This is a genomic window from Mesorhizobium sp. M4B.F.Ca.ET.058.02.1.1, from assembly GCF_003952505.1.
GTDB lineage: Bacteria > Pseudomonadota > Alphaproteobacteria > Rhizobiales > Rhizobiaceae > Mesorhizobium.
Window position 1 is genome coordinate 4723325 of record NZ_CP034450.1, and the last position, 25643, is coordinate 4748967.

The following is a 25643-nucleotide window of genomic DNA, read 5'->3' on the forward strand; positions in this document are numbered from 1 at the left end:
GGCTCGGTCGGCAATCCGCACTTGCCAAGCTGATGCCACACGAACGCGCAAGGCCGAACGATTTCGACCAAACGACCGGCTTCTGGAATTCCTGAACGCCCTTGAGCGAGAGAACTATGCCGAGTGTCGACGACGGGTTCTCGAAATGCCGGGCGCCGAAGACGGCGCTTTATTCGGACGATCCCGTTAGAGTGAGGGCAGGATACCAACGCCCGCTGTCTTCCGACAGCGAACGATCTGAATTCTAGATCGTGCCCATCTACACACGGGATTTGACGCTTCATTTTCGCAGGAATAGCAGGATGGATGTAGACCCTTCTGGGTGGATTAGGCCATCCTACTGTTATGCCATGAGAGGTGCCACATGCCCATTGTCAATCGCGTGGCGGATATGCATCCGGATATTGTTGGGTGGCGGCGAGATCTCCATCAACATCCCGAGCTCCTTTACGATGTCCAGCGGACCGCGGCTTTTGTTGCTGACCGCCTCCGTGAGTTCGGCTGCGATCAGGTTGTAGAAGGAATAGGGCGGACGGGCGTTGTTGGCGTGGTCAAAGGTCAATTGACAAGCGGCTTGGACACTCCGCCGTCCATTGGACTGAGGGCAGATATGGATGCCTTGCCCATTCCGGAAGCGACCGGCCTCCCATATGCCTCCACGGTACCGGGAAAGATGCACGCTTGCGGTCACGACGGGCATACAGCGATGTTGCTGGGTGCGGCCCGCTACCTCGCTGAAACGCGAAATTTCGCGGGCAATGCCGTTCTGATTTTTCAACCTGCCGAAGAAGAGGAAGCAGGCGCGGCTGCCATGATCAAGGATGGCCTCATGGAGCGCTTCTCTGTATCCGAAGTGTTCGGGATGCACAATTGGCCAGGTATGGCGGTAGGCACATTCGGGATTCGATCAGGTCCCATGATGGCTGCTTACGACAGCTTGGAGATCAACATTGAAGGTCGCGGGGGACACGCGTCCATGCCGCAAGACTGTATAGATCCTGTCCTTGTCGGCGCCCAGCTCATTACAGCGCTGCAGCAAATCGTGGCCCGCAACGTCGATCCTCTCGAAGCGGCAGGGGTTTCGATCACCGAATTTCATGCTGGCACCACGCCTGGCGTAATACCTCAATCAGCAGTTCTGCGGGGGTCGATACGCTCGCTCTCTTCTGAAGTGCATCAGCTTATCAAGACTCGCCTTACTGACATTGTTGCCGCAGCGTCGCAAATGACCGGTGCGAAGCTCGAGTTGGCTTTCACGGGCGGCAGTCCTGTCACGTTCAATCATGCCGAGGAGACCGACTTTGCACGGAGGGTTGCTAGGGAGGTGGCCGGCGAAGCGAACGTTTCGGAAACCCGACCAGTGATGGGAGCAGAAGACTTCGCTTATATGCTCGAAGCCCGTCCAGGCGCCTATATCCTTTGTGGCAACGGTGATAGTGCCGGCTTGCATCATCCGGCTTACGATTTTAATGACGATGCCATCCTGTACGGGACTTCCTACTGGATCAAGCTTGTCGAGGCGAAACTCGCGCCTTGACGCGACCACATCCCGCGCCGAAGCTCCTCCTAATAACATCAGATCGAACGAAATAGATGACAGCCTGTCGATGGCGGGGAGCCGTTTCGATCCCGCTGGGCGGCAATTCAGGTCAGGCGCATTTCCGCTGGTGCCGGTGGCAACATCATCGCCGGGAATTGTTCGGTCGAATGGGAAATGCACCGGCACCGAGGCGGGGTTTTTCAGGAAGGAGGCATATCGGCCATCATCTACGGGCTGGCTCGATCGAGCAGTCCCACAAGCCAAATCAGTTCATCGACATCGACCAACTCAGAGCTGCCTAAAAATGCTTTCGCGCCCGCAGGCGAAACTCGTCTGAAGATGCTTCTTGGCGCGTCATCCGGACCGGCTAATATGTAATTGGCTGTTGCGGACTGGTTTCCGTAGATGCGTTGGGGCGATGGTGGCTTCCTTGTCAGGCGCCAGCTATCTGGAAACGCGATGGCACCGCCTCGGAGTTTATATTGGCGAACTCAATGCCAAGTGACGCATAGTTGGACAGGTAGTGGGTGGACCAGATCTGGCCACAAATGTGTTTGGAACAAATCGAGCGAAACGAAGTGCAGATTATAGATATCGTGCTCGCGCCCGGCAACGGCGCATACTTTTATGACGACCAGGAAGCCATTAGGTCCGGCGCGATCCAGGACGGCTTCATCTACCTTGGCGCACCGACAACGCTTGGATTCAAGTCCATTCGTACTCCAGCATCTTCGCTCAGCATCGGGCTTGTCCTGACCGACGAGACCGTCGTTTGGGGTGATATGATGAACGTCCAGTACTCAGGTGCCGGTGGACGCGATCCCCTGTTCGACACCAATCACACCTCAGATTTGACATCTCGCGTGGTCGCGCCGCGGCTTTTTGATGTCGATGCCGCTCGGTTTCGCGATTCTTGCACGAGCGTTTTTGAACCCGTCGAACATCTGCGCCTACCTCTCGCGATTGAGTATGGCGTCAGCCAGGCTCTTCTTCGCGCGGCCGCCCATCTTCAGCGCAAGACGATGGCGGAGATCATATGCGGGGAGTTTGGTCTGCAGCTGCCGACGCGCAGGGTCCCGATTTACTGCCAGAGCGGTGATGCTCGCGAAATCAACGTCGACAAAATGATCCTGAGGGCGGTGGATGTGCTTCCACACGGCCTGATCAACTCGCGGCAGAAATTCGGCGTCGACGGCGAGACCTTCATGGAGTTCGTAAAGTGGGTTGCAACGCGCACGCGCCAAATCGGCCGCCCGGGGTATCATCCGGTCTTGCATTTCGATGTGTATGGCTGGATCGGCCAGGAAATCGGCCTGGAGCCGCAACGCATCGCCGACTTTATCTGCAAGGTTGCAGATATGGTGCCGGGTTTCACACTGAATATTGAATCCCCGGCAGATTTTGGTTCGACGCAAGCGCAAATCGAGAATTACGCCAAGATCGTATCGATTTTGGACAACCGGGATTCCACTGCTCGCATCGTCGTGGATGAGAGATGCAATACCCTAGAGGATATTCAGCTCTTTGCCGAAGCGAGGGCCGCGCATGTGGTCCAAATTAAGACCCCAGACGTCGGCTCAATCGCCGATACGGCACGCGCAGTTCTCATCTGCAAGGAAAACAAGGTAGGGGCTTATGTCGGGGGGAGCTGTACGGAAACGGATCTCTCCGCCCAGGCGTCAGTCCACGTCTCTGTAGCGACCCAAGCCGACATGATGCTCGCAAAGCCCGGGATGGGTGTCGACGAGGCATTCTCAATTGTTGGGAATGAACAAAACCGGTTGCTAGCGATACTGAACCGTCGTCGGGCTCAAAACGAAAAAAACGGATGAAAAGCAGGGTGTCGCATGCAGAACTCTCTTGAGGGGATCACGGTCGTAGCCGTAGAGCAGGCGGTGGCCGCGCCTTACGCATCGTCACGGCTTGCGGATGCAGGGGCGCGTGTCATCAAGATCGAAAGGCCGGAAGGGGATTTTGCTCGAAACTACGACAAGTTGGTGCGGGGACAGAGCGCTTACTTCGTCTGGCTCAACCGGGGTAAAGAGTCGGTCTGTCTGGACCTGAGATCGGAAGCTGACCGGGCCGTGCTGGATACGCTTATTGCCAGTGCTGACATCTTTATCCAAAATCTGAAGCCGGGCAGCATAGAAAAACTTGGTTTTGGGTCTGCGGATCTCCGTCGGCGTTTTCCACGGCTGATCACCTGCGACATCTCTGGTTTCGGGGACAAGGGGCCGTATTCCCATTTGAAGGCTTATGATCTCATCGTCCAGGCCGAAACAGGTCTATGCGCGATCACTGGAAACCAACAAGGGCCGGCGCGTGTTGGGGTCTCGGTTTGCGACATCTCGGCGGGCATGACGGCGCACAGCGCCATTCTTCAGGCGCTGTACCACCGCGAAGTCACCGGCGAAGGGGCCAGCATCCAGGTGTCACTTTTCGATGCCCTGGCCGATTGGATGAACGTGCCGGTTCTGCAAAACGACTATAGTGGGTATCACACGGTACGCGCCGGCGTAAAGCATCCGTCGCTGGCGCCATATGGGGCGTATCGGTGCGCCGACGGCAAAGAGGTTGTCTTTTCGGTGCAAAATGACCGCGAATGGGTGAATTTCTGCGAGAAGTTCCTTAAGCGAACCGAGCTGACACGCGCACCTGGTTTTTCCGACAACATGGAGCGCCTCGAGAATCGGGTGCAGCTTGACGAGATCATCGCGCTGCGCTTTTCCGAACTGTCCTGTCACGAAGCGATGCAGGAGCTTGAGGCAGCCGGTCTGGCATATGGCCGCCTGAACGAGGTGGCTGATGTTTCTGGGCATCCTCACGTCCGCAGGGTAGCCGTTAGCACACCCGAAGGAACTGTAGAAACGATTGCGCCCGCGGCGATCTTCAACGCGGAGCGTCCCTCGCTGCGCCCGGTTCCAGCTCTTGGCGCTCATACGCAGACTGTCCGGGAAGAGGTTCTGGGGCTTTTGCGCGATCGGACCGCGTTAGCATGAGCGCGCATTGTGTCGGGAGGTGCACGCGCTCGCGATTTACAGAAAGCGTGACGGTTCCTTGCGATCCAGTGCCGGCACTCGGGAAACCGGCTGCTACCGCCCTCGCTAAAATCGGCCGCAGAGGCACTCCGTGATCAAGGACACCGTTTCAGCCGTTGAGAGCCCGACGTCTATGCCCCGGTGGAGATCCTTGCTCTTCGTTCCCGCTCACGTTTCCCGCTTCGTGGGGACGGCTCATGAAAGGGGGCGGACGGCATCATACTCGACCTCGAGGACTCCGTTCCCCAGGATGAGAAGGCTGAGTCACGGCGGCAGCTCCCTGAATCGGTGGCAAAGGTGGGGCGCAGGGGCGCTTCTGTTCTGGTCCGCGTGAATCGTAGTTTGCGGGCGTTGGTGGCGGATCTCGATGCAGCTGTGGTGGCAGGTGTTGATGCCCTTGTCCTTCCGAAGACGGATTCGGCGGAGTGGGTATCAGAGATCGCGAACGCCGTATTGGAACTTGAAAGAGAAAGAAATCTTGTCCAGGGACGCATCCGTTTCCTTGCCCAAATCGAGACACCGGCAGCACTGCAAAAGCTCACGGCCATAGCCTCGGCTCATCCCAGGATGCTCGCATTGGCGCTTGGCCCTGAAGACTTCAGTGCCTCTGTTGGAGGCACGCCGGAGTTCGACCTCCTTTTAACGCCGAACCTTTCCGTTCTGTTTGCCGCCCGTGCGGCCGGCTTGCTCCCTCTGGGCTTTGTTGGAAGCATCGGCGAGGTTACAGATACTGATAAAATTCGTGAGGCCGCGGCGCATGCGCGGCGGCTCGGCTTTGCCGGAGCTTTGGCGATCCATCCTACACAGGTCGCCATATTCAATGAGGCCTTCTCCCCGAGCGCACAGGAAATCAAGTGGGCGCGTGATGTCATCGCTGCCGAGAACGAGGCGGCCGCCCGCGGGCTGTCTGCATTCTCGTTGAATGGCAAGATGGTTGATCCGCCGGTGGTTCGGCGCGCCCACGACACTCTGGCTCTCGCGGGTACCAACTGACCTACCTCCGATCAATGAGACCGCGCATCTTTCCCAGTTTGTGGGGTGGGCAAGTATTACTTGCCGGCTATCTAGTTTCGAGATAATACGAATGGACTGGGGAAAGTGCCTCAGTTGGGTTAAGCTGTGGATATCAGGCAGTTAAAATACTTCGTCGGGGTCGTGGAGGCCGGCAGTTTTACGAAGGCCGCTGCCCTCCTTCACGTTGCTCAAAGCGCTTTAAGCCTGCATGTACGTCAACTGGAGGAAGGGTTCGGAACCCAGCTGCTTGTTCGCGACAGGACCGGTGTCAGCGTGACCGCGTCCGGAAACAGGCTGCTTGAGCGCGCACGGGTCATCCTAAAGGAAATTCAGCTCACTGAAGCGGAACTGACCAACTCGGTGGCTGCTCCTACCGGAGAAGTGACCATTGGCATCCCGTCCGGCGCCGCTCGCGTGCTTAGTGGTCCGCTGCTTGAATCGGTTAGAAGCGAACTTCCGAGGATCTCGCTTAAGATGATCGAGGGCATGACGGGACCGCTGGAAGAGTGGATGGCTGCTGGCCGCTTCAATCTGGCAGTCCTGTATCGCACTGCCGAGAGCGTGGGGAAAATGACGGTGCTGGCCCGCGAAGAGTTTTACCTGGTGGTGCCGCCGGGTGAACCGCCTTTCGAAAATTCGATCCCGCTCGTCGACTTGCACGCATTTCCCCTGGCGGTCCCGATGCGCAATAACAACGTCAGGCGTTCGGTGGCTGATGTCGTTGCGCAACACGGTTGTGTGCTCGACGTGAGATTCGAAGTCGACTCCCTTTCTACGATCATCAACATGGTCATGGAAGGAAAGGCCTATTCTATCCTTACGCCGTCGGCTATTCAGAAAGAGGCTTCTCAAGGCCGCGTCCGGACGGTGAAGATCATTGATCCGGTCATAACCCGGTCCGTTGTCCTTGCCGTTAACCCGAAAGATGAACGCTCTCCAGCCGTCTCCGCCGTCCGCAACCTGATCCCCAGGGTCGTCAGGACATTGATTGAGAGCGGACACTGGTCAGCAACGGCTCCGGACGTAGCCATTCTCCCAACCTAGCTCTTCCAGTGCTATCGCCGCGCTCCTTCGCGATTGCCCGAGCTCTATCTATCTATATTCGAGATGGTTTTGGTCGACATTCCATATTTGACCGGGCGAGACCATCGCGATGAAACTGTGGGAAAGCGAGCCTAGGCCGGATATCGGCTGGTATCGCACTTCATTCAGTCAAGCGGAGCACGCTATGTCCCACGCCACGAGCTATGAGCTCTTTATCAACGGCAAATGGCGAGCCGCTAGTGACAGAGCCACGTTGCCCGTGATTAACCCGGCGACGGAGAAGGTATTTGGCTCGGTGGCCTCAGCGACGGTCTCGGATCTAGATGAGTCCCTCGCTTCGGCAGAGCGCAGCCGCAAGCCTTGGTCCTCACGGCCTGCAAAAGATCGTGGCGAAATCCTCCTAGCAGCCGCCAGGATATTGGCAGAGAAGGTTGGAGCGGCAGCCCGGGACCTGTCGGCGGAACAGGGAAAGACGATCGCCGAAGCGACAGGTGAGTACGCGCGCGCTATTGAAACGTTGGAGTGGAACGGCACCCACGCCGAAGAGCTGTCGGCCCCGATTCCTTTGGGCCCGAACAGGATGATCGTCCCGGAGCCCCTCGGCGTCGTTGCTGCCTTCACGCCTTGGAACTATCCCGCCGTCCTCATCGCCCGCAAGCTTGCGCCTGCACTGGCAGCAGGCTGCCCGGTGATTCTCAAAGGTGCGGAAGAGACGCCGAGCGCCGCCGTTCATATCGTAGAAGCGTTGCGCCAGGCGGGTGTCCCGGACGGCGTAGTCAATCTCGTCTTCGGTGTACCGGTGCATATTTCGCGCCATCTCCTCAGTTCCTCAATCGTGAAGGTCTTGACTTTCACGGGCTCCACTGCAGTCGGAAAACAGCTTGCCACGCTCGCCGCGAATAATTTGCAGCGCTGCGTCCTTGAACTCGGTGGACACTCCCCCGTCGTTGTGTGCGCGGATGCGGACCTCGCACAGGCGGTCCCCGCGATATCGGAATACAAGTTCGAGTGCGCGGGCCAGAGCTGCAACGCGCCAAGCAGGATTCTCGTCGCGCGGTCTCTCTATGAGGAATTCCTATCCCGAATGACGGAAGCCGCCCGCAAGATTAAGATCGGTCCCCCGGACGACCCCGCGACGGAGATGGGCCCTATGGCGAACGCGCGGCGAATTGAGGCCATGCAGCGTCTGGTCCAGGATGCGGTCGATCGCGGCGCCCGCGTTGAAACTGGTGGCACCCGGCTCGACCACCCCGGTTTCTACTGGCCGCCGACCATCCTGACAGGGGTGCCAAAAGATGCCAAAGTGCTTCATGACGAACCGTTCGGACCAATCCTCACCGTGGCGCCGTTCGACACGATGGAGGAGGCGATCGAAGAAGCCAACGCCACTGAGTATGGCTTGGCCGCCTACTTCTTCACTGGCGCCGCCAATTCCAAACGGGCGCTGATCGATGGTCTTTCGGCGGGCGCTGTCAGTGTGAATTACCTGAAAGGGGTTTCGGCAGATGCGCCGTATGGAGGCATTAAACAGAGCGGCTATGGATACGAAGGGGGTGAGCAGGGGGTGCGGAGCTTCCAAAGCCTGAAAATGGTCAATGGCCTCGGCTCCTTTGGATGAGATCCGGTGGGAAATAGATCGCGGATCATCGCCGGCAAGGACATCACAAAGAGCGTCGCCGACGCCCTTCAGTATATTTCGTACTACCATCCTCCAGATTATGTCCGGTCTCTTTCGCAGGCGTATGCGCGCGAACAGAGCCCGTCGGCCAGGAATGCTATGGGGCAGATTTTGCTGAATTCGCGCATGGCAGCATTCGGACGGCGCCCGATCTGCCAGGACACTGGTCTTGTGGTGGTCTTTGCAAAGGTCGGCATGGGCGTCCGCATTAAATCAGCGGCGAGTTTCGCTGAGCTCGTGAATAGGGGGGTCCGCCAGGCATATCTCGACCCCGACAATCCCCTCCGACCATCGATCGTCTCGGATCCACTTGCCGGGCGGGTGAACACGCGTGACAACACGCCGGCAGTCGTCCACGTCGACCTCGTGCCTGGTAACCAGATTGAAATCACCATCGCTGCGAAAGGGGGGGGTCCGAAAATAAGGCGCGTTTCACCACCCTTAACCCAAACGCGTCCGTGGCGGACTGGGTGGTCGACACCGTTTCGACCCTTGGCAGCGGATGGTGCCCGCCTGGCCTCATATCGGTCGGGATCGGAGGCAGCGCTGAAAAGGCTATGCTGCTGGCCAAGGAGGCCATGAACGAACCCATCGACATGTCGGAACTGATCGCCAGGGGGCCATCTAGCGCGGAGGAGGGACTGCGGATTGAGCTTTATGAGCGAATTAATGGGCTAGGCATCGGCGCTCAGGGCCTAGGTGGCCTGACAACAGTGGCGGACGTCAAGGTTGCAACCTATCCTACCCACGTCGCGTCCAAACCGGTCGCGCTCATTCCGCAATGCGCGGCCAACCGGCACCTGACGTTTACATTGGACGGCACAGGGCCGGTCCAACTCCAACCGCCCGACCTTTCGCAATGGCCACAGATCGGAAATGAAGACTTGCACACTGCCGATGTCCGGCGGGTGAACCTCGACGCGCTCACACGGGAAGAGACTGCATCATGGCGCAGCGGGGAAACCCTCCTTCTGTCCGGAAAGATGCTGACGGGCCGTGACGCCGCCCACAAGCGAATGGACGATTTGATCGACGCCGGCGAACCGCTTCCCGTCGATCTGCGAAAACGCGTGATCTACTACGTCGGACCCGTACGCGCGGTGAGGGACGAGGTCGTCGGGCCGGCTGGCCCAACAACCTCCAGCCGGATGGACAATTTTGTTGAAAAAATGCTCGCCGCGACGGGGCTATTTGCGATGGTCGGCAAAGCGGAGAGGAGCCCGGCGGCCATCGAGTCAATTGTCCGGCACAAGACGCCCTATCTCATCGCAGTCGGTGGTGCTGCGTACCTTATTTCAAAATCGATCAAGTCGGCGCGGATTGTGGCCTTTGAAGACCTAGGCATGGAAGCCATCTATGAATTCGAGGTGCAGGACATGCCAGTCATCATGGCTGTCGATGTTGAAGGAAACTCTATTCATAATTCCGGGCCAATCGAGTGGCGTAAGCGCATGGCCGCCGATACGATCGCCCGCAACATCGGCGTTTGATTATTCCCGTTAGGCCAATTAGTCCTGTGTCGGCTACGCAGAGACTATCAAAGGGCAGTGAGAAGCGTTGTCTTTGTATCGGGCAAGCTGTGCGCATGGGCTTATGCCTACACCAGCATCGCCTGCGACGAAGGCAACGCTGGGCTGGCACGACCGGACCATGGATGCAATTGGCGGCAGACCCTAGGCAGACTAAACGTAAAGCCATACTCAGCCCGGCAATCCCATGAAGTCGAAACTCAACACAGTTCGCCTGGACGCTTGGGACCTTCGGATCCTCGCGGAGCTTCAGACAGACGGTCGGATATCGAAGAGCGAACTGGCGAAGCGCGTTCACCTCTCCGCGTCGGCTTGCTCGGAGCGGCTCCGCATACTCGAAACAGCAGGGATTATCGAAGGCTATTGCGCGCGGCTGAGTCCATCCCTCACCGGGGGCGTGATTTTCGTGATGGTGGAGGTCGTGCTGGATCGTCACCGCCTCGAAGACCAAAGACACTTTGAGACGGCAATTCAAGGCATCTCCGAAATTTTGGACTGCTGGGCGATCGGGGGCCGGGTAGATTACCTGATGCGCGTTGCAGCTCCTTCTATGGCTGCCTACCAGGAATTCATGGAGGGTTTGCTACAGGTTGGACTCGGGATCGATCAATATTACAGCCTCATAGTGACGAAATCCGTAAAATCCAATTCGCCCATTCCCTTGTCCGCGCCAAGACAACGCTGAGTTGTCCGTGTTTTCCACGGAGATTGACGCAACTTCCGTGATTTCATCGGCCGCGGACGTACATTGCCGTGGAACGTGAAGTGTGTCCGTCGGTATAGTAGCTCTCGACGAGCGGGGACTGCGTGTTCTCCGCCGGGCAATAAACGGGAGAGCGACAATGAGCCTGACCAATCTGGGAACCAAGCAAGTCCAAGAAAAGGATCGGACCTTCGTCTTTCATCCGTCCACGCACTTGGCAAAACACAGCCGCGGCGAGACACCAAACCGGATCATGGCCGGAGCGGAAGGTGTCTACATTTGGGATACTGAAGGCCGAAAGAGCCTCGACGGTTTTGGTGGGCTCTACTGCGTCAACATGGGATATGGATGCACAGAGATCGCTGACGCCATAGCCAAGCAAGCGCACGAGCTACCGTTCGCTCATGTCTATGCCAGCCAAGGCACGGAGCCCGTTGCCCGCTTAGCGGAGGCCGTGGTCGAATATTTCGGGCAGAACATGCAAAGAGTTTATTTTGGCCTTTCCGGTTCCGACGCTAACGAGACCAATATCAAGCTCGTCTGGTATTATAACAACGTTCTCGGGCGCCCCGAAAAGAAGAAGATCATCTCGCGACATCGCGGTTATCACGGTTCCGGCCTGGTCACTGGAAGTTTGACCGGTCTTCCGTTCTTCCATAAGTTTTTCGACCTGCCTTTGAACCTAGTGCGCCACACAACGACCCCACATTACTATCGCCAGGCGCATGAGGGCGAAACCGAAGAAGCCTTCTCAAAACGCTGCGCCGACGAACTTGAAGCCCTTGTTCTTGCTGAGGGCCCGGAAACTGTTGCAGCCTTTATCGGAGAACCGGCACTTGGGACCGGTGGCATTGTTCCGCCCCCAAAGGGATACTGGACGGCCATTCAACAGGTGCTGGATAAGTACGATATCCTGCTGATCGCCGATGAAGTCGTTTGCGGCTTCGCGCGAACCGGCGAGAAATTCGGCTCGCACCTCTATGGAATGCGCCCGGATTTCGTCACCATCGCCAAGGGGGTAAGTTCCGCCTACCTCCCAATCTCCGGGTCAATTATTGGCGACCGCGTCTGGTCGGTTCTTGAAGAAGGAACGGAGAAGCACGGCCCTCTCGGCCATGGCTGGACATATTCCGGGCATACGCTTTGCGCGGCGGCCGCACTTGCCAATATCCAAGTCCTCAAGGAAAGAAACATCCTGGAACATGTCCAGGATGTCGGGCCGTATTGGCTTTCCCGCATGAAGGCGGAACTGGAGGGACATCCCATTGTCGGCGAAGTTCGCGGCGTTGGAATCCTGTCCGGCGTGGAACTGATGCGGGATCCCAAAGCCCGCGCACCGTTCGAGCCCGAGCTGCAGGTTGGCGTGCGGGCTGCCGCTGCTCTGCTTGAGAACGGTGTCATCGGCCGGGCCATGCCGCACAGCGATACCCTCGGCTTTGCCCCGCCACTGATCATCACCCGGAACGAAGTCGACATCATCGTTGACGCGACGGCGAAGTCAGTTGACACGACGTACTGCGCCTTGAAGGCAGAAGGCGCCGTATAATCTTTGTGAGCGCCAACTACTTGTATTGCCGCTGTTGTCCAGTTCTCCCATTTGACGGCGGGCGTTGGGCGGCGAACCCTGCCGGTGCACCTCCCCGCCGGCAGGGCGTATTTGTGAGACGTTGCAGGTTCCATCGCTTCGCGCCAGTGAATGTATTTTGAAGAGAACAATATCATCCATAAGAAACGCTTGTGATGCCGAGCACCTGGACTTGCTGCCGCCTGCAAGCAAGTTGCCGAAGACCCAACGAACATTCTGACAAGGGCAGACATGCAATCTGTCTTCGAAAGATTTTTGGAACAGCTTTCGGAAGGCGTCGATGAGGTCGATTTCCACAACGCCTTGGCCTATGTGAGCTCACAACTCGACCTGCTTGCTTTCGCCTATCTCTCGCTGCCGCCGCGGCCAGGTGGCAAGCCCACGCTGATCTCCAACTATCCGGCGCCCTGGACTGCGCGCTATCTTGAGCACCAGTACCAGAGCATCGATCCCGTCATCGTGCGTGCCCGCTTCGGCGGATGCTCGTTTCGATGGGGCCCTGCACTGGGTGTTGAGCCATCGGTAGCTGAGCAGAGGGTCTTTGACGAAGCGGCGCAATTCGGCATCTGCTGTGGTTTGACGATTCCCATCATCGATCTCCGAGGCAATTTTGCTGCAATGACCTTTGCCGCGGACAAGCGCGATGCTGCATTTACCCGCGCCGCGGAACGCTATGAAGACGATCTCCCTTACGTTGCGACCTGTTTTCACATGTTCGTTCGACGAAAACTGTCGGCTGATCGGATCGTTGACGGTGTGCGTTTGACGGCACGCGAATACGAGTGCGCGCAATGGGCAGCATGTGGCAAGACGGCCTGGGAGATCGGCTGCATTCTTGGGATCACGCGCCGCACGGCCGCGTTTCATCTCGATAACGCTCGCAGGAAACTCGGAGTAAGGACCAGAGCCAATTGGTTGCGCGTCTCACCAATTCGAAATCCTCGCCTCACTGACATTCTCACCCTGTGCAACTGCACAGGCTGCGCAAGCGTCGAGCTTCGCCTCCACTGCCGGGGAAAGTTTCCCCAACGAGGAGGCCTTGATGATCCAACTGATTGCACCAGACAGCTACGAGGACTTTGCCGACGACCTGCATTCCATGCATCGCCTGCGTTACCAAGTGTTCAAAGTGAGGCTCGACTGGCAGGTGAAAGGAAATGGCGGCTATGAGATCGATTCATTTGACGCGTTCAGACCGCACTACCTGTTGCTGCGGGGTTTCGAGGGCCGGCTGGACGGTTGCGTGCGCCTTTTGCCCACGACGGGCGCGACGATGCTTCGCGACACTTTTCCCATGCTGTTGGAAGGAAAGACGGCGCCTGAGCATCCGAACGTATGGGAAAGCAGCCGCTTCGCGCTCGATATTGGTTCGTCGGCACCGAAGGGAGCGGGTGGCATTGCAATCGCCACCTACGAACTCTTCGCCGGCATGATCGAGTTAGGTCTCTCGCGCCAGCTCAGTCATATCGTAACGGTCACCGACTTGCGCATGGAGCGCATCCTTCGTCGCGCCGGCTGGCCGCTTGAGCGGATTGGAGAGCCGCACACGATTGGCGTCACCCGCGCGCTAACCGGTTATTTAGAAGTGTCGGATAAGATGCTTCAGGCGGTGCGGCAAAACGGTGGCATTGGCGGTCCGGTGCTGTGGGCGCCGGTGCTTCGCCGGGTAGCATGATCACGCGGCGGGGAGCACAGTCATGCCCATATCTGTCGCGCCAGATGCCGATCAGGAGTGGCAGGATCGCTGCTCCTATGACTGCACTGCTCAATTGACGTCGAATGGCTGGGCCTGGGAGTTCTTGCGTCGCAATCCGGCATTCCGGCGTGATCTGGCCGCTGCCCTCCAGCAGGCCAATACACTGTCTCGCGGAGCCCCTATCGACGTCATCGCTTCGGCCGGCGATCTTTCGCGCTGCGGTGTTTTGTTTCGCCCAGTCTTACGCACGCACTGCGGTCGTGTTCTGGTGTCCGCCAGTGCGCTAATGTATAGCCGGTCGTCGCGAAACAGCCGTCTGTATCGCCAACCGCGTCGCCGTTCGACCTGACGGCATGGTCATGCCGAGCAACAGTCCTACTGGGACCCCATGAGCATCAGCACGTCCATCTTCGCAAGGCGGAGCATACCCTCCAGCTCGCAGTTTCCGGAGCGGATATCCTGCGGCCCCCTTGCCTGCGTGCTGAGCTGGCCCGCGCATTCGCTTGTGGGCGCTCGAATGCCTCAATGCCCTTTGTCTCGATGGAGAAATGTCCGGCCGCTTGGTTCCGCCTGAAAGAGTCTTATTTCTTCGCGCCCTCGACGGGGCTCGAGCATCCCACCGCGAGATTGCTGAAGCGCTGATCGGCGAAGGGCGCGTCGGGGCCAATGGAAGGATCCTGGCGATCATTAGCGCGATCGAAATCCGCCGCGCTGGCGTTCGTGGCCGCGCGCTGATGAATGGCGGGTACCGGGACTTCCTCGTCTAAAATGGCGTCGCGACTCGCTTTGCAGTTCAGCCTTCGAACAGTTGCCTGCAACCGGTTGTCACCATCCAATTAGCGCGGTCGATATGGCTGCGGACTGCCTTGCGGGCGCGGACTGGTTCAAGGATCGGGTCGATGCCGAGAATGAGATTGGCCATTTCTTCGACGCTGAGATTGTCGGCGCAGGCGTCGAGGATGCACAGGTAAATGGTGCGATGTTGCCTGTCGTAGCTCGTGATGCTGTCTGACCAGGGGACTTCGTCGCACAGAGTTGAGCTTCGGGTCTCATCTGTTCCCGTTGATCGATTCATGGCTGCTGCGAACCTCGCCAGTTAAGCGCTAACCCAAGCAATATATCCCAAAATGGGATAATCCGAAACCGAGATTAGTCGCTGAGCCGGTCTTTCCTTGACCGGTTCCCCTAATGCCCAGATCTCTTCGCTCTCCCCGCCACCAGCGGTTTCTGGCCCAGCTAATATCGCTACGCAAGGCAAAAGGCCTGACCCAGGAGCAGGTGACCGAAAAGCTTGGCCGTACGCAATCCTTCGTGGCCAAGTACGAGGGCGGAGAGCGGCGTCTCGATGTCATTGAGTTTCTCGATGTAACTGCGGTGTTTGACGCTGACCCGTGCGAGATTCTGTCCAGCCTCGTCATAGTAGGCGCCTGCGCGCCTTAAGACGCGCCGAGTGCTCATGAACCGAGCCCTTTTCTTCGGCAGGCTCAGGCGGTCTCGGCCATCCCGCTCGTCCCTGACGTGGGGCAGCCTTTCTGAAACACGGGGCGCCGACGGACCTTACTTCGTGCTGGAGCATCCGCAGTCGCCGGGCGCCCTTTGGCGAATGGCCCAGTCCGAGTGGCATGATCCTCGCGATCACATGCGCGACCGCATCCGCCGTCTCTTGTAACAGCGCGACCGCGTGGCCGCTCCGGGTCCTCTTCGTTCCGGTCTTTCGAATGTGGTCCGCCTTCTACGGCGGCCTTTCCGGTCGCTTTCGCCCACCCCGCGTCCGGGGGGAGGGCGCGATTGGCGAACGGAGGACCAGACAATGCGTCCAAACAACAAGTGTTCCGGCAGCCGAGAGGCTGGCGGTCAGGCGCTTGCCTCATCAGCAGGTCAAACCGCGTCATTGCCGAACTGGAGCGCGGCACCGTTCCCGTGGGGGGCAAGCCCATGCGAAGAATGTCGCTTGGCGGCCAACCGCAGGCTCTGTCTGAACGCCCATCTTGCGTCTAGATCGTTAGCATATGCAAACTGAATTTGACGTAGGCTGCGCGGCCATCAATCCTCACGAACACCCCGCAGATAGGCGTCCCAATTTTGTAAAAGGGCTTGAACGCCTACGCCGCAAATGCGGTAGCAGCATGCAAGACTGAAATTTTGAGCCAGCTTATGATAGAACCTGAATTGCCTGCACCTCTCGACAACGTTCAGGCACTTCGAGGTGATGCGGTCGATCGAGCACACTCGAACTCACGGACGGCAGTACCTCGAAGGCCTCGCTTCCGATCCGCGCGAACTCCGGCCGGGATGAGGGTTTCGCCGGACCGGCCGACCACGTTTGAGCGCAGAGACAAGGCTGCCAACACGATGGGCTCACATTAATTGACATGAACAGCGGCACCTCCCGCTTCGAAGAGGCGCTGTTCACATCGGCGGTCGTGGTGCTGCATCGCGGGCGGATTGTCTGTAAGCGTTGAGCCGCACCTGACACATACGTCCTGATCCGTCACGAAGTCTTACGCCGGCGCGATACGATGCGGACGTGAAGAGAGCTAGTCTTAGCCGTCCGCAGGAATGAGCAGACCGTTATTCCGTTATTTGCAGAGGCCGTGTTGGCGGATTTACGAATCTTCTGGTACTCCGCGACGCATGGTCCGACGTTTGCAGCCTGACGTTGTGTTATGTCTTTGCTGTTTAGAGGACGACGTGCCTTCTACCGTCGCGGGAAAAGTGCTGAATTCGGGGCGGTAAATTGAGTCTTTGGTATCTGGATTATAATGGGGATGCTTGGGAAGGCATTTGCAACGTTCTCCTCGGCACGAAATACGGGACGGATTATCAGCCCATCGGCGACAAGGGTGGCGATCTAGGATTGGACGGGCTCAATCTACGAGCCGGTACGGCATACCAGGCGTACGGGCAGGAGCCTGAAAACAAGGATCCAGTATCCGGCGTTCGCAAAAAGATCGGAACTGACCTCAAGAAGCTGCAACTGAACGAAAGCGAAATAGCCGCGATCATTGGTAGTAAGAAGCTTCGGAGCTGGGCCCTGCTCCTTAACAAGGAAATTCCCCACAACGACCTGCATCGATACGCAAAGCAAAAAGAGACAGAGGTCAAATCCTGGGGCCTTTCCATCATAGATCCGGACTTTCAAGTATCCATTCAGACACCATCGTTTCTTGAGACGGAATGGCTGGAGTATCAAAAACGGCGCGACGACAGGATAGAAGTCACGGTTGAGGATCAGCCCGTCCCCGCGCTCGTCGTCTTGCGACAAAATGAAAATTTTAAGCTCGTCTATGAAAAGTTCCGTGTCATTACGGACAATGATGAGGAGGCTGAGCAACTTGCCTATTTCGAATTGAAAAACTTTCTGGAAAATTCGATTCAGCTCAGCGAAATCCAACGCCGAGAACCTGACTTCTTCAGCCAAATTGAGGAAATTCGTTCAGACATCGAAAATGATGCCGAGCAGGGCAGCATCGCGGTCGGCTCCTGGAACTCATTCTCCCACGTTAAAGCGACGATCGAGGCCCGTCTCAACGCTGTCGTAGGCAGCCGTCTCGGCACCAAGACGCTGAGCAGGATCAGGAAGTATACGATTGCAGACTGGCTGGTTCGCTGCCCTTTGAGGTTTAAGAGGAAAAGGTCGCTGCAGTGAACCCTGCCGAAAAGATCGAAATCGAGTTCACCCAGCGACCCGTCGATGTGCCCGCCGACCTAAGGCTCTATCGGCGGCTAGCCATGGTCTGCATCTCCGTGTCGGAATGCTGCCGCGCCGGCTCCGCATCGTTCAAGCAGCTTCATTTTATCAATTCGCTATTCATAAACGAGGATTTCCGAGGTCCGTACATGGAGTTCAGATCGGTCAGATTTTCGCCAAGGATCCTTGCGCCGTCTGCCGACCCCTACCTGAACCGATGTGTGAACTATGCCATGGGAGCGGGTCTCCTCGATCAGAAGGACGTTCAGCGTGGCTTTAGGGTGGAACTGACCGATAAGGGAACGGACTTTGTGAAAAGCCTCAGGAGCCAACAACTGGCGCTGGACGTATTTGCACTGGCCAGGGAAGTAGGCAGGATCTCTGAGAACGAAGTTCAGACCGTCATGAGGGAGGGCATCTAAATGCATCTCAGATATAGTCGAGTACGCCTCGAGGCGAAGCTTTTCAACGGTAAGCTCGCCTCATGCGAGGTCGAACTTCGTCCCGGCGCAAACCTCATCCTGACGGACAGCAACACACAAGGCAAAAGCACGCTCGTCAACGCTCTCGCGGTCGGGCTGGGATTAGACGATCTCGTGAAAGGCAATGTTGCCGCTCTGGTAAAGGACACATTGAGGGGCGCACAAGGGGATCAAAGGATTGTCGAAGCGGCAATTCTCCTCGAGATTGCCAACGCTTCTAATGAACTCTTGACCATCCGTCGATCCGTCAAACCGGAATTGTCACGCGGGATGCTGGTTCGGCGCGGGCCGCTCAGCCAATGGAGCGAGGCCGGATTGGAGGAATATTATTTGGGGTCAGGATCTTACACGGACACTAGAGGTTTCCACCGTTTGCTCTCCGAGTTCATCGGCTTCCCGGAGGTTCAAGTTATCTCTCAAGACGATGGCGTGATGCGGCTTTACCTGGAATACATATTCTCCGCGATTTTCATCGAACAAAAGCGCGGATGGGCGGATATCATGGCGAACATGCCTTATTATCGGGTCCGTGATCCCAAGAAATCCACCATCGCCGAACTTCTGGGACTCGACTACATCAGGAACAATCTGCAACGGAATGCCCTTAGGCTGGACGAGCAACGGCTGAAGGCGCGCTACGACACCGGAATCGCCATTCTTAGACGTCACGTAAACGGCAGACAGTTTTCAATTAGGGGTATTCCCTCGGACATCGGCGTAGGTTCATTCAGCCCGCAGATATTCAGAGTGACGGAGGGAGAAAGACAGCAATCCCTGGCAGATTTGCTGTCAGCCGCTGAGGCAGATCTCGCCAGCAAAATCGCACTAGCCGATCTTACGCCTCCAGATCCTAGCCTGCAAAGTCGGATAGACGAGATCTCAAAAAGGATCACAGCGCTGGTCACCAGGAAGAGCGAGCTCGACAACGCGATAGCGGCCATTCGCGGCAACGTTCGTCGTTATCAGCAGCGTCTGGAGGTGCTCGCACGGGACCTGCAAAAGAACAAGGAGGAGCTGAAAATCCGCCGGTTGTTCAATCGGGACGAATGGGCGATCACAAGTGCGTGCCCGGTTTGCGAGCAGTCGATCGATGGCACGCTACTGTCGCAGATGCGCAGCTTTCCGACCATGTCAATCGATGAAAATGTCGAATACATTACCGACCAACGAAACCTCTTGCAGGACATCATTAGCGTCGAGATCGCCAGGCGTGAGCGTCACCAGGTCGAATCAGAGCAGCTTGGAAAAGAAATCAGTATTGCTCTGACCCAGCAGTCGGAAATCCAAAAAAGCCTGGCTGGTGCAATTCCATCGGAACTAATGGCGCGTGCCCGCGACATCGCGCGAATAGAGAACGCGATAGGAAGCTATCGCGATCTGCTCGACCAGACTAGCAGCGAGCTTGCCGCTCTTCTGAACATTTGGAACGAGTATCTTGACGTTGCTGGAAAGCTTTCGAAACTGAGGAGTGACCTGAGCGCTAACGACCAAAGCCTTTTACGGCAATTCCAAAGAACGTTCAGAGATTATCTCGGGCGCCTAGGTTTCAATTCTTTCGAGATCGGCTCCATGGTGATCGATGAGGGCTCTTTCATGCCGAGAGTCATCGTAAACGATCGTGACCGGCGGGTTCGGGCCGATTTCGGGACCTCGGCTAGTGACTGGATCCGCATCATAACGGCCTTCGTGCTCGCCCTTCACGCCAGCCGTGATAACTCCCAGAAAAGCAACCATCCGAATCTGACTGTTTTCGACGAGCCTGCCCAGCAGAACATCGACCGACAAGATTACCTCAAGTTCTTCGATATCGTCGCAGACGTTTGCAGGAAGGGGGGCAGGTTATCGTTGCCGCGACTGACAAGGATCACGCGGTTCGGGCGAGGGCACAAGGCCTTCACATGCACGTCATCGATTTCGGTTCAGAGTATATTCTGCGATAGAGCTTCATCGCCTCCTCGTGCCTTTTGCTAACGGCCCACAGTGCGCCAAGTATCATTCTGCGCAGTATCCGCATCACGACGATTGCTGGTGTGGCGCTTCATCGACGAGGGGCTGCGGGCTACATCACTCCGAAACCGCAGTCGTTCAGCCGTTCATGGGGAGCCCGGGAGCGGCTGCCATATTCTCGACGATACCGCGTATCTGTGCCGCAGTAGGGTTCGGCTCGGCTTGTGAGCAAAAGCCTACCGCCCCCGAGATGCAAGGGCTAGCCTAACCCGTGTCGTTCATCCAAGGGCTCGGCATCACCGCCTAGGTCATTGGCGGCAAGCATTTCGGTGCAGGCGACGTTGGGGCCTTGCGGCGCGTGTGGGTCGCTGACTTGAGGTGATGTGAGCCCGGCGGCCCACCTCGTCGAGGTTAGTCACCGAAATAACGCGCTGACCGGTGGCGAGCGGACTGACCGAAGACGTATCCACATTCTGACTTCGCCGAAAGAATGATACGGGCCATCCCCGAGGTCGGCCGGATCGTTGCGCTCGACCCAGGCGTGAAAGATATCATCGCGAAACGAGGCTTTGGAGTCGAACCTCAGATCCACGACATTACGCCGACGACTCAACAGGGGTGTGAATAGATCGAGATGTAGTTCGCTGTTGGCCGGTGATGAACCTCGTTGTAGATGCTGCATCGTGAGATCGGAAGCTGTAAGTCCCAAGGAACTCGCCTGGTTCGATCGGGCCGATCCTATCGCCGTTCGGGCCGGATGATAGGTTGCCTGCCGTTCGTACCCAAGATCGCTCTCGTTCCCCAAGGCGTCTTTGATGCGCTCGCCGATCGGTTCCCATTCGAGTACGTGGTCCCGGCCTTGGAATGCGTGAACCGGGTTGGTTGGAGCGAAACGTAAGTCAACTAACGAACCCACGCATATTGGTAGGTATGACGAGGTTGAGAAATAGCTATGTTCTCTCACGGAGAACAAGTTGTGGAATGAGCCATTGAACCTCGTCCCCTAGAAGCGCTTTGCCGATCCCACCGATGCGCTCCTTAGTGGGGATGCCGGTTATCAGAGGACGCGAAGTGGCGAAAGTATACTTGGATTTGGTCGAGGCCTCAATGGCACCTCCGTGAGGAGGAGGTTTGCGGCGACAACAGTGGGCCTCGTAGCTGAGCGCTCGGTCAACACGCCGCCGACTTTCGTTGAAGTAATTGCTGGTGAATCGCGTCCGGAAGCTCAACGACTGCCCATCAGCTCCAAACTCAGGATTAAGAAGGTACACACGATGGTCGATAGGGTTTTTGATCGCAGTAACGCTCTCTATGTGAAGACAGTTCCCGGAAAAGGGCGTGGTTTATTCGCCAATATTAATTTTAAGATTGGAGATTTAATTGAGCGAGCTCCAACGTGGGAATTTGACGATCGACAAGCAAATGTCATAGATCTCACAGGAGTACTTCAATATTACTTCGTTCGGGGCGACAAAATCAAAAAACTGGTCCTTTGGCGCGCTATGTTGTTTTTGGACTCGCGTCGTTGGTAAATCATTCTGTGAATCCTAATTCAGAAACGGTTTGGGCTGATGAAGAATCCGGCGCATGGGCCAGCCTTGTAGCAATTCGAGACATAAAGGCGGACGAGGAAATAACACAAACATACACGAACATCTCTGATTATCCGAAGACTATTAAGTTCGTTGAATGATGTGCGACAGCCAGAACGAAGAGGTCATATTTGGCAAAACCCGGAAAAACATCCTTAAGTTACTTGTAAAAAAACACGAAGGATCAATGTGGAGAATAGCATGTCAGACATTTTTGCCTATGACGAGAGTAGGGCTTCCACATATGAAAAATTTACCAGCTTATTAGGGAAAGTTGCGGAGGCAGACGAAACTGCTGCCCTCCTCGAGCAACTTTCCAGAGGAGGAGGGGCTCTTGAGCTCGGTATTGGCAATGGGCGCGTAGCGGTGCCGTTGAGCGAGCGGGGAGTCAGGGTCGAAGGCATCGACAATTCAGACAGCATGTTAAAACTTCTCGCCAAACGTACTGATGTGATCAAAGCCTGGAAGGGGGACATTTCCGATTTCAGCTCAGAACAACGCTACGATCTGGTCTATTGTGTTTATGGCACATTCACCCTGCTCTCCACGCGCGAAGAGCAAATAGCCTGCCTTCGATCGGCTGCGGAGGTGCTAACAGAGAAGGGGGTTGTGGTAATAGAAGTTCGTGTTCCACCCTTGGACGGTTTTGTCGGCGGCCAGAAAACTACTACGATGTACGTTGATCATGAGAATACCTTTGTCAATGCGGTACTCCATGACCCAGTAAACCAGAACTTGACTTCAACCATCCTCTGGTTTTCTGGTACATCCGTCAGACGTTTACCACAACGCGTTCGGTACGTTTATCACCAGGAGCTCGATACAATGGCCGAATGCGTTGGGCTGGAGCTGGCGGAGCGTTGGGGAGATTGGGCGAGGGGCGCGTTCACCAATGAATCCAAAGGTCACATCTCAGTTTACCGGCGAACCAGCTTGTAGTTGGTCTCTGAGGGTTCGTCTTAGTGAGAGCCTCGGCGGTTTGGCCGATGCCAATCTTTGGGCCGCCCTTGGCCGGACGCTGCCTGGGGCCATACCTCAACGTTGGGCCGGTACTTGTGCCGACTCACGTTTCAAAAATGGCGCTGGCCGCGCGGGAAAGACTGCCCTAGTCTAAGTCCCCGCCATGCCCAGCGGCACACCTATAACGGTTCGATTGATCCGTCCAGACCTGGCCAAGACCGAGTGACGCCCACCCATGCTGGGCACCACGTGACCAACGGCAGGTCCACAAACTGCCACGGGTCCGTGTTTCGGTAATTCCCGGACACCCTTTTCGCTAAATCCCGGACAGTGATTTCAGTAATTCGCGGACAGCGATTCCACTAAATCCCGGACAGTTTTCGGAAGCGGATTTAGCGGTCGGTTCTTGGCTGCGCCGTTCTGGCAGTTTGGCCTCTCACGATGATGTTGAGAGGGGCCATGCCGAGACGGAAGCAAGCGAGACGAACGAGCGTGAGGGACATCCAAGCGATCTTGCGCCTGACCCATGAGCAGGGTCTTTCGGTGCGTGAAGTGTCGGAACGGCTGAAGATCAGCAAGACGACAGTATCGACCTATTTGCTACGGGCGCGGGAGGCCGGGCTGTCATGCTGGCCTCTGCCGCCGGGCCACGACGACGCGACACTTGAGCGGCTGCTGTTTGGCCGTGCCGGTCGTCGGCCGCAAGACCTGAGCGAACCGGACTTTGCGCTGATCGCCAGGGAGCTGAAGCGCAAGGGGGTGACGCTGACGCTGTTGTGGCAGGAGTATCGCGCCGCCCATCCCGACGGCTACGGCTACACCTGGTTCTGCGAGCACTTCGCCGCTTTCGAGCGCCGGACGAGCGCGACATTCCGCAATCGGCATGCGGCGGGCGCGGTGATGCAGACGGACTATGCCGGGCAGACGGTGCCGGTGATCGATCCGGCGACTGGCGTCATTTACCCGGCGCAGATTTTTGTCGCGGTGCTGGGCGCCTCCAACCTGACCTTCGCCTTTGCCAGCTCCAGCCAGAAGCTGCCGGACTGGATCGAGGGCCAGGTGCGAGCGCTCGCCTTCTTCGGCGGCGTCACCAGAGCGATCGTGTGCGACAACCTGAAGGCCGGTGTCGTCAAGGCGCTGTGGTTCGAGCCGACGCTGAACGCGACCTTTGCCGCGAGAGCACTACGACACCACCATCCTGCCGACCCGCAGCCGCAAGCCGCGCGACAAGGGCAAGGTCGAAGGCGCGGTGCTGATTGTCGAGCGCTGGATTCTGGCGCGGCTGAGGAACCGATCCTTCTTCTCGATCGCCGAGCTCAACGCGGCGATCGCCGAACTGCTCGAGGAGCTGAACAACCGGCCGATGCGCCATGTCGGCCAAAGCCGCCGCGAACTGTTCGGGGAGATCGAGCGGCTGCCTTGAAGCCGCTGCCGGCGGCACCGTTCGAATACGCCGAGTGGAAGTCGGCGAAGGTCCATCCTGACTACCATGTCGAGGTCGAAAAGACCTTTTACTCGGTGCCGCACCGGCTGATCGGGCGCACCGTCGAGGTGCGGCTCACGCATCGAGTGGTCGAGATCTTCCACGATCACCAGCGTGTCGCCAGCCATGTCCGTCGCTCACAGCGTTCCGGCCATGTCACCGTCAACGAACACATGCCCAAGGCGCACCAGCGCTACGCCAACACCACGCCGGCCAGCCTGATCAGCAGGGCGGCCAGGATCGGCCCCAACGCCGCCATCCTGGTCGAGCGCATGATGCGCGACCGGGCCGCATCCGGAACAGGGATATCGCTCGGCCATGGGCATCCTGTCGCTGGCGCCGCGCTATGGGCCGGAGCGTCTCGATGCCGCCTGCGAGCGGGCGCTGCTGATCAACGCGATCGCCTACTCCTCCGTCACCGCCATCCTCAAAGCCGGCCTCGACCGGGCCAGCTCCGCAGAACCGGCAAAGCCGACATCCCAGACGCCAACATCCGCGGCTCCACCTATTACCAGTGAAGGAAAAAGAAAGAATGCTGACGAACCCTACCCTCGACCAGATGCAGGCCCTCGGTCTGGCCGGCATGGCTGCCGCCTGGCGCGAACTGGCCGAACGCAACAACGCCAACGAGCTCAGCCGTGACGAGTGGCTCGGCCTGATGCTCGACCGCGAGGTCGCCATGCGGGCCGACAAGCGCGTCCGGAACCGGCTCGCCTCAGCCAGGCTGCGCTTTCCCGAAGCCTGCATCGAGGACATCGACTTTGCCGCGCCGCGCGGACTCGACCGGCGCAGCACCATGGCGCTCGCCCAGGGCGAATGGCTGAAAACTCATGAGAACCTGATCGTCACCGGCCAGACCGGAACCGGCAAGTCGTGGCTGGCCTGCGCCTTCGGACGGCAAGCGGCACGGCTCGATCATTCCGTGCTCTATGTGCGCGTGCCGCGTCTGTTCGAGGATTTGGCGCTCGCTCGTCTCGATGGCCGCTTCCCACGCCTCATCGACAAACTCACCCGCGCGCAACTGCTCATCCTCGATGACTTCGGAACTCACAGCCTCACCGACCAACAGCGCTTCCATCTGTTCGAAATCGTCGAGGAACGCTATCGCGGCAAATCCACCCTGATCACCGCCCAGGTCCCGGTGGCCAGATGGCATGACCTGATCGCAGACCCCACCGTCGCCGACGCCATTCTCGACCGGATCGTGCACAACGCCCACCGCATCGTGCTCCAGGGCGACAGCATGCGAAAGCAAAAGGCCGCGCCCCTCTTGACCGGCGCCGAAAACGGCGAAATCAATCATCCAGGAACGCAACAAGGCACCCAAGGACCGACGCCGCCAGACTGTCCCGACATTAGCGAAACCACTGTCCGGGGATTAGCGGAACCCCTGTCCGGGAATTAGCGGAACCCCTGTCCGGCTTTTGCGAAATACGCAGCCACGGGCACGCGGGCCAATTTTCATTCTGCTGTCTCAGTTGCCTCCTTTGTGTCACACTGCCGCGATGCTGCTCAAAGCTCATCCCTCTCAAAAGCCCTTATCCGGCGGCCTCATGTCGACCCGACGACGACCGAGCTCTCGGTAGCGAATACCTCTTGCAACTTGGCGTCCGTTCGGCGAGTAGAAGAGTTTGATAACAGTTCTTCTTGCATTGAACGGG

The 25643-nt window shown here is 57.7% G+C and carries 18 protein-coding genes and 3 pseudogenes; 20 read left to right on the forward strand and 1 reads right to left on the reverse strand.

Translation table 11 applies throughout. From position 1 onward, the window contains the following. Positions 1–364: 364 nt before the first annotated feature. The 12 genes and pseudogenes from EJ073_RS23045 to EJ073_RS23100 all read left to right on the forward strand — a co-directional run bounded on the left by EJ073_RS23045 (position 365) and on the right by EJ073_RS23100 (position 14594). Positions 365–1537 (forward strand): M20 aminoacylase family protein, encoded by a 1173-nt coding sequence (locus tag EJ073_RS23045; protein ID WP_126057717.1) that lies wholly within the window; start codon positions 365–367, stop codon positions 1535–1537. Between the two features lie 581 nt (positions 1538–2118). After that, positions 2119–3372 carry a methylaspartate ammonia-lyase gene (locus EJ073_RS23050; RefSeq protein ID WP_126059314.1) on the forward strand — a complete coding sequence of 418 codons (1254 nt, stop codon included), beginning with the start codon at positions 2119–2121 and terminating at the stop codon, positions 3370–3372. 15 nt (positions 3373–3387) lie between these two features. Beyond that, positions 3388–4539, forward strand: coding sequence for a CaiB/BaiF CoA-transferase family protein (locus EJ073_RS23055; protein ID WP_126057718.1), 1152 nt, complete (start codon positions 3388–3390; stop codon positions 4537–4539). A 258-nt stretch (positions 4540–4797) separates the two neighbouring features. Next, complete coding sequence (locus EJ073_RS23060) at positions 4798–5571, forward strand: CoA ester lyase (protein WP_245455765.1); 774 nt, start codon at positions 4798–4800, stop codon at positions 5569–5571. A 126-nt stretch (positions 5572–5697) separates the two neighbouring features. Beyond that, complete coding sequence (locus EJ073_RS23065; RefSeq protein ID WP_126057719.1) at positions 5698–6636, forward strand: LysR family transcriptional regulator; 939 nt, start codon at positions 5698–5700, stop codon at positions 6634–6636. Between the two features lie 184 nt (positions 6637–6820). Further along, positions 6821–8254: an NAD-dependent succinate-semialdehyde dehydrogenase gene (locus tag EJ073_RS23070; protein ID WP_126059315.1), complete on the forward strand. Its 1434-nt coding sequence runs from the start codon at positions 6821–6823 to the stop codon at positions 8252–8254. 6 nt (positions 8255–8260) lie between these two features. Continuing rightward, positions 8261–9804: pseudogene (locus tag EJ073_RS23075) on the forward strand (fumarate hydratase). A 226-nt stretch (positions 9805–10030) separates the two neighbouring features. Then, positions 10031–10528 (forward strand): Lrp/AsnC family transcriptional regulator, encoded by a 498-nt coding sequence (locus tag EJ073_RS23080; RefSeq protein ID WP_126057720.1) that lies wholly within the window; start codon positions 10031–10033, stop codon positions 10526–10528. 157 nt (positions 10529–10685) lie between these two features. After that, positions 10686–12092, forward strand: coding sequence for an aminotransferase (locus EJ073_RS23085; RefSeq protein WP_126057721.1), 1407 nt, complete (start codon positions 10686–10688; stop codon positions 12090–12092). 270 nt (positions 12093–12362) lie between these two features. Then, a complete protein-coding gene (locus EJ073_RS23090) occupies positions 12363–13301 on the forward strand; it encodes a LuxR family transcriptional regulator (RefSeq protein ID WP_348627215.1) in 939 nt (312 codons plus the stop codon). After that, on the forward strand, positions 13231–13806 hold the full coding sequence (locus tag EJ073_RS23095; RefSeq protein ID WP_348627273.1) for an acyl-homoserine-lactone synthase: 576 nt from the start codon (positions 13231–13233) through the stop codon (positions 13804–13806). The genes EJ073_RS23090 and EJ073_RS23095 overlap by 71 nt, the downstream gene beginning before the upstream one ends. Before the next feature lie 524 nt (positions 13807–14330). Beyond that, positions 14331–14594: a DUF2285 domain-containing protein gene (locus EJ073_RS23100; protein ID WP_126057723.1), complete on the forward strand. Its 264-nt coding sequence runs from the start codon at positions 14331–14333 to the stop codon at positions 14592–14594. Positions 14595–14620: 26 nt separating this feature from the next. On the opposite strand, the gene EJ073_RS23105 is transcribed toward EJ073_RS23100, so the two are convergent. Next, a complete protein-coding gene (locus tag EJ073_RS23105) occupies positions 14621–14902 on the reverse strand; it encodes a hypothetical protein (protein ID WP_126057724.1) in 282 nt (93 codons plus the stop codon). A gap of 113 nt (positions 14903–15015) precedes the next feature. Here EJ073_RS23105 and EJ073_RS23110 point away from each other — a divergent pair, with 113 nt between their 5' ends. The 8 genes and pseudogenes from EJ073_RS23110 to istB all read left to right on the forward strand — a co-directional run. Further along, on the forward strand, positions 15016–15267 hold the full coding sequence (locus EJ073_RS23110) for a helix-turn-helix transcriptional regulator (RefSeq protein WP_126057725.1): 252 nt from the start codon (positions 15016–15018) through the stop codon (positions 15265–15267). A 1297-nt stretch (positions 15268–16564) separates the two neighbouring features. After that, complete coding sequence (locus EJ073_RS23115) at positions 16565–17476, forward strand: hypothetical protein (RefSeq protein WP_126057726.1); 912 nt, start codon at positions 16565–16567, stop codon at positions 17474–17476. Next, positions 17473–17940 carry a hypothetical protein gene (locus EJ073_RS23120; RefSeq protein WP_091597927.1) on the forward strand — a complete coding sequence of 156 codons (468 nt, stop codon included), beginning with the start codon at positions 17473–17475 and terminating at the stop codon, positions 17938–17940. The genes EJ073_RS23115 and EJ073_RS23120 overlap by 4 nt, the downstream gene beginning before the upstream one ends. Then, the gene (locus tag EJ073_RS23125) at positions 17941–19971 is read left to right on the forward strand and encodes a hypothetical protein (RefSeq protein WP_126057727.1); all 2031 of its coding nucleotides are present in this window, start codon (positions 17941–17943) and stop codon (positions 19969–19971) included. Positions 19972–21092: 1121 nt separating this feature from the next. Then, positions 21093–21479 (forward strand): hypothetical protein, encoded by a 387-nt coding sequence (locus EJ073_RS23130; RefSeq protein WP_126057728.1) that lies wholly within the window; start codon positions 21093–21095, stop codon positions 21477–21479. A gap of 261 nt (positions 21480–21740) precedes the next feature. Beyond that, complete coding sequence (locus tag EJ073_RS23140) at positions 21741–22478, forward strand: class I SAM-dependent methyltransferase (RefSeq protein ID WP_126057729.1); 738 nt, start codon at positions 21741–21743, stop codon at positions 22476–22478. A 480-nt stretch (positions 22479–22958) separates the two neighbouring features. Next, positions 22959–24500 (forward strand): annotated as a pseudogene (gene istA, locus EJ073_RS23145) (IS21 family transposase). A gap of 14 nt (positions 24501–24514) precedes the next feature. Then, positions 24515–25288 (forward strand): annotated as a pseudogene (gene istB / locus EJ073_RS23150) (IS21-like element helper ATPase IstB); the annotation flags it as partial. Positions 25289–25643: the final 355 nt, after the last annotated feature.

Bases quoted from the DNA above. Each gene is read 5' to 3' on its own strand.
- EJ073_RS23045 (WP_126057717.1), top strand. From the start codon at position 365: ATGCCCATTGTCAATCGCGTGGCGGATATGCATCCGGATATTGTTGGG.
- EJ073_RS23055 (WP_126057718.1), top strand. From the start codon at position 3,388: ATGCAGAACTCTCTTGAGGGGATCACGGTCGTAGCCGTAGAGCAGGCG.
- EJ073_RS23070 (WP_126059315.1), top strand. From the start codon at position 6,821: ATGTCCCACGCCACGAGCTATGAGCTCTTTATCAACGGCAAATGGCGA.
- EJ073_RS23080 (WP_126057720.1), top strand. From the start codon at position 10,031: ATGAAGTCGAAACTCAACACAGTTCGCCTGGACGCTTGGGACCTTCGG.
- EJ073_RS23085 (WP_126057721.1), top strand. From the start codon at position 10,686: ATGAGCCTGACCAATCTGGGAACCAAGCAAGTCCAAGAAAAGGATCGG.
- EJ073_RS23090 (WP_348627215.1), top strand. From the start codon at position 12,363: ATGCAATCTGTCTTCGAAAGATTTTTGGAACAGCTTTCGGAAGGCGTC.
- EJ073_RS23095 (WP_348627273.1), top strand. From the start codon at position 13,231: ATGCATCGCCTGCGTTACCAAGTGTTCAAAGTGAGGCTCGACTGGCAG.
- EJ073_RS23105 (WP_126057724.1), bottom strand. From the start codon at position 14,902: ATGAATCGATCAACGGGAACAGATGAGACCCGAAGCTCAACTCTGTGC.
- EJ073_RS23110 (WP_126057725.1), top strand. From the start codon at position 15,016: ATGCCCAGATCTCTTCGCTCTCCCCGCCACCAGCGGTTTCTGGCCCAG.
- EJ073_RS23125 (WP_126057727.1), top strand. From the start codon at position 17,941: ATGCATCTCAGATATAGTCGAGTACGCCTCGAGGCGAAGCTTTTCAAC.
- EJ073_RS23140 (WP_126057729.1), top strand. From the start codon at position 21,741: ATGTCAGACATTTTTGCCTATGACGAGAGTAGGGCTTCCACATATGAA.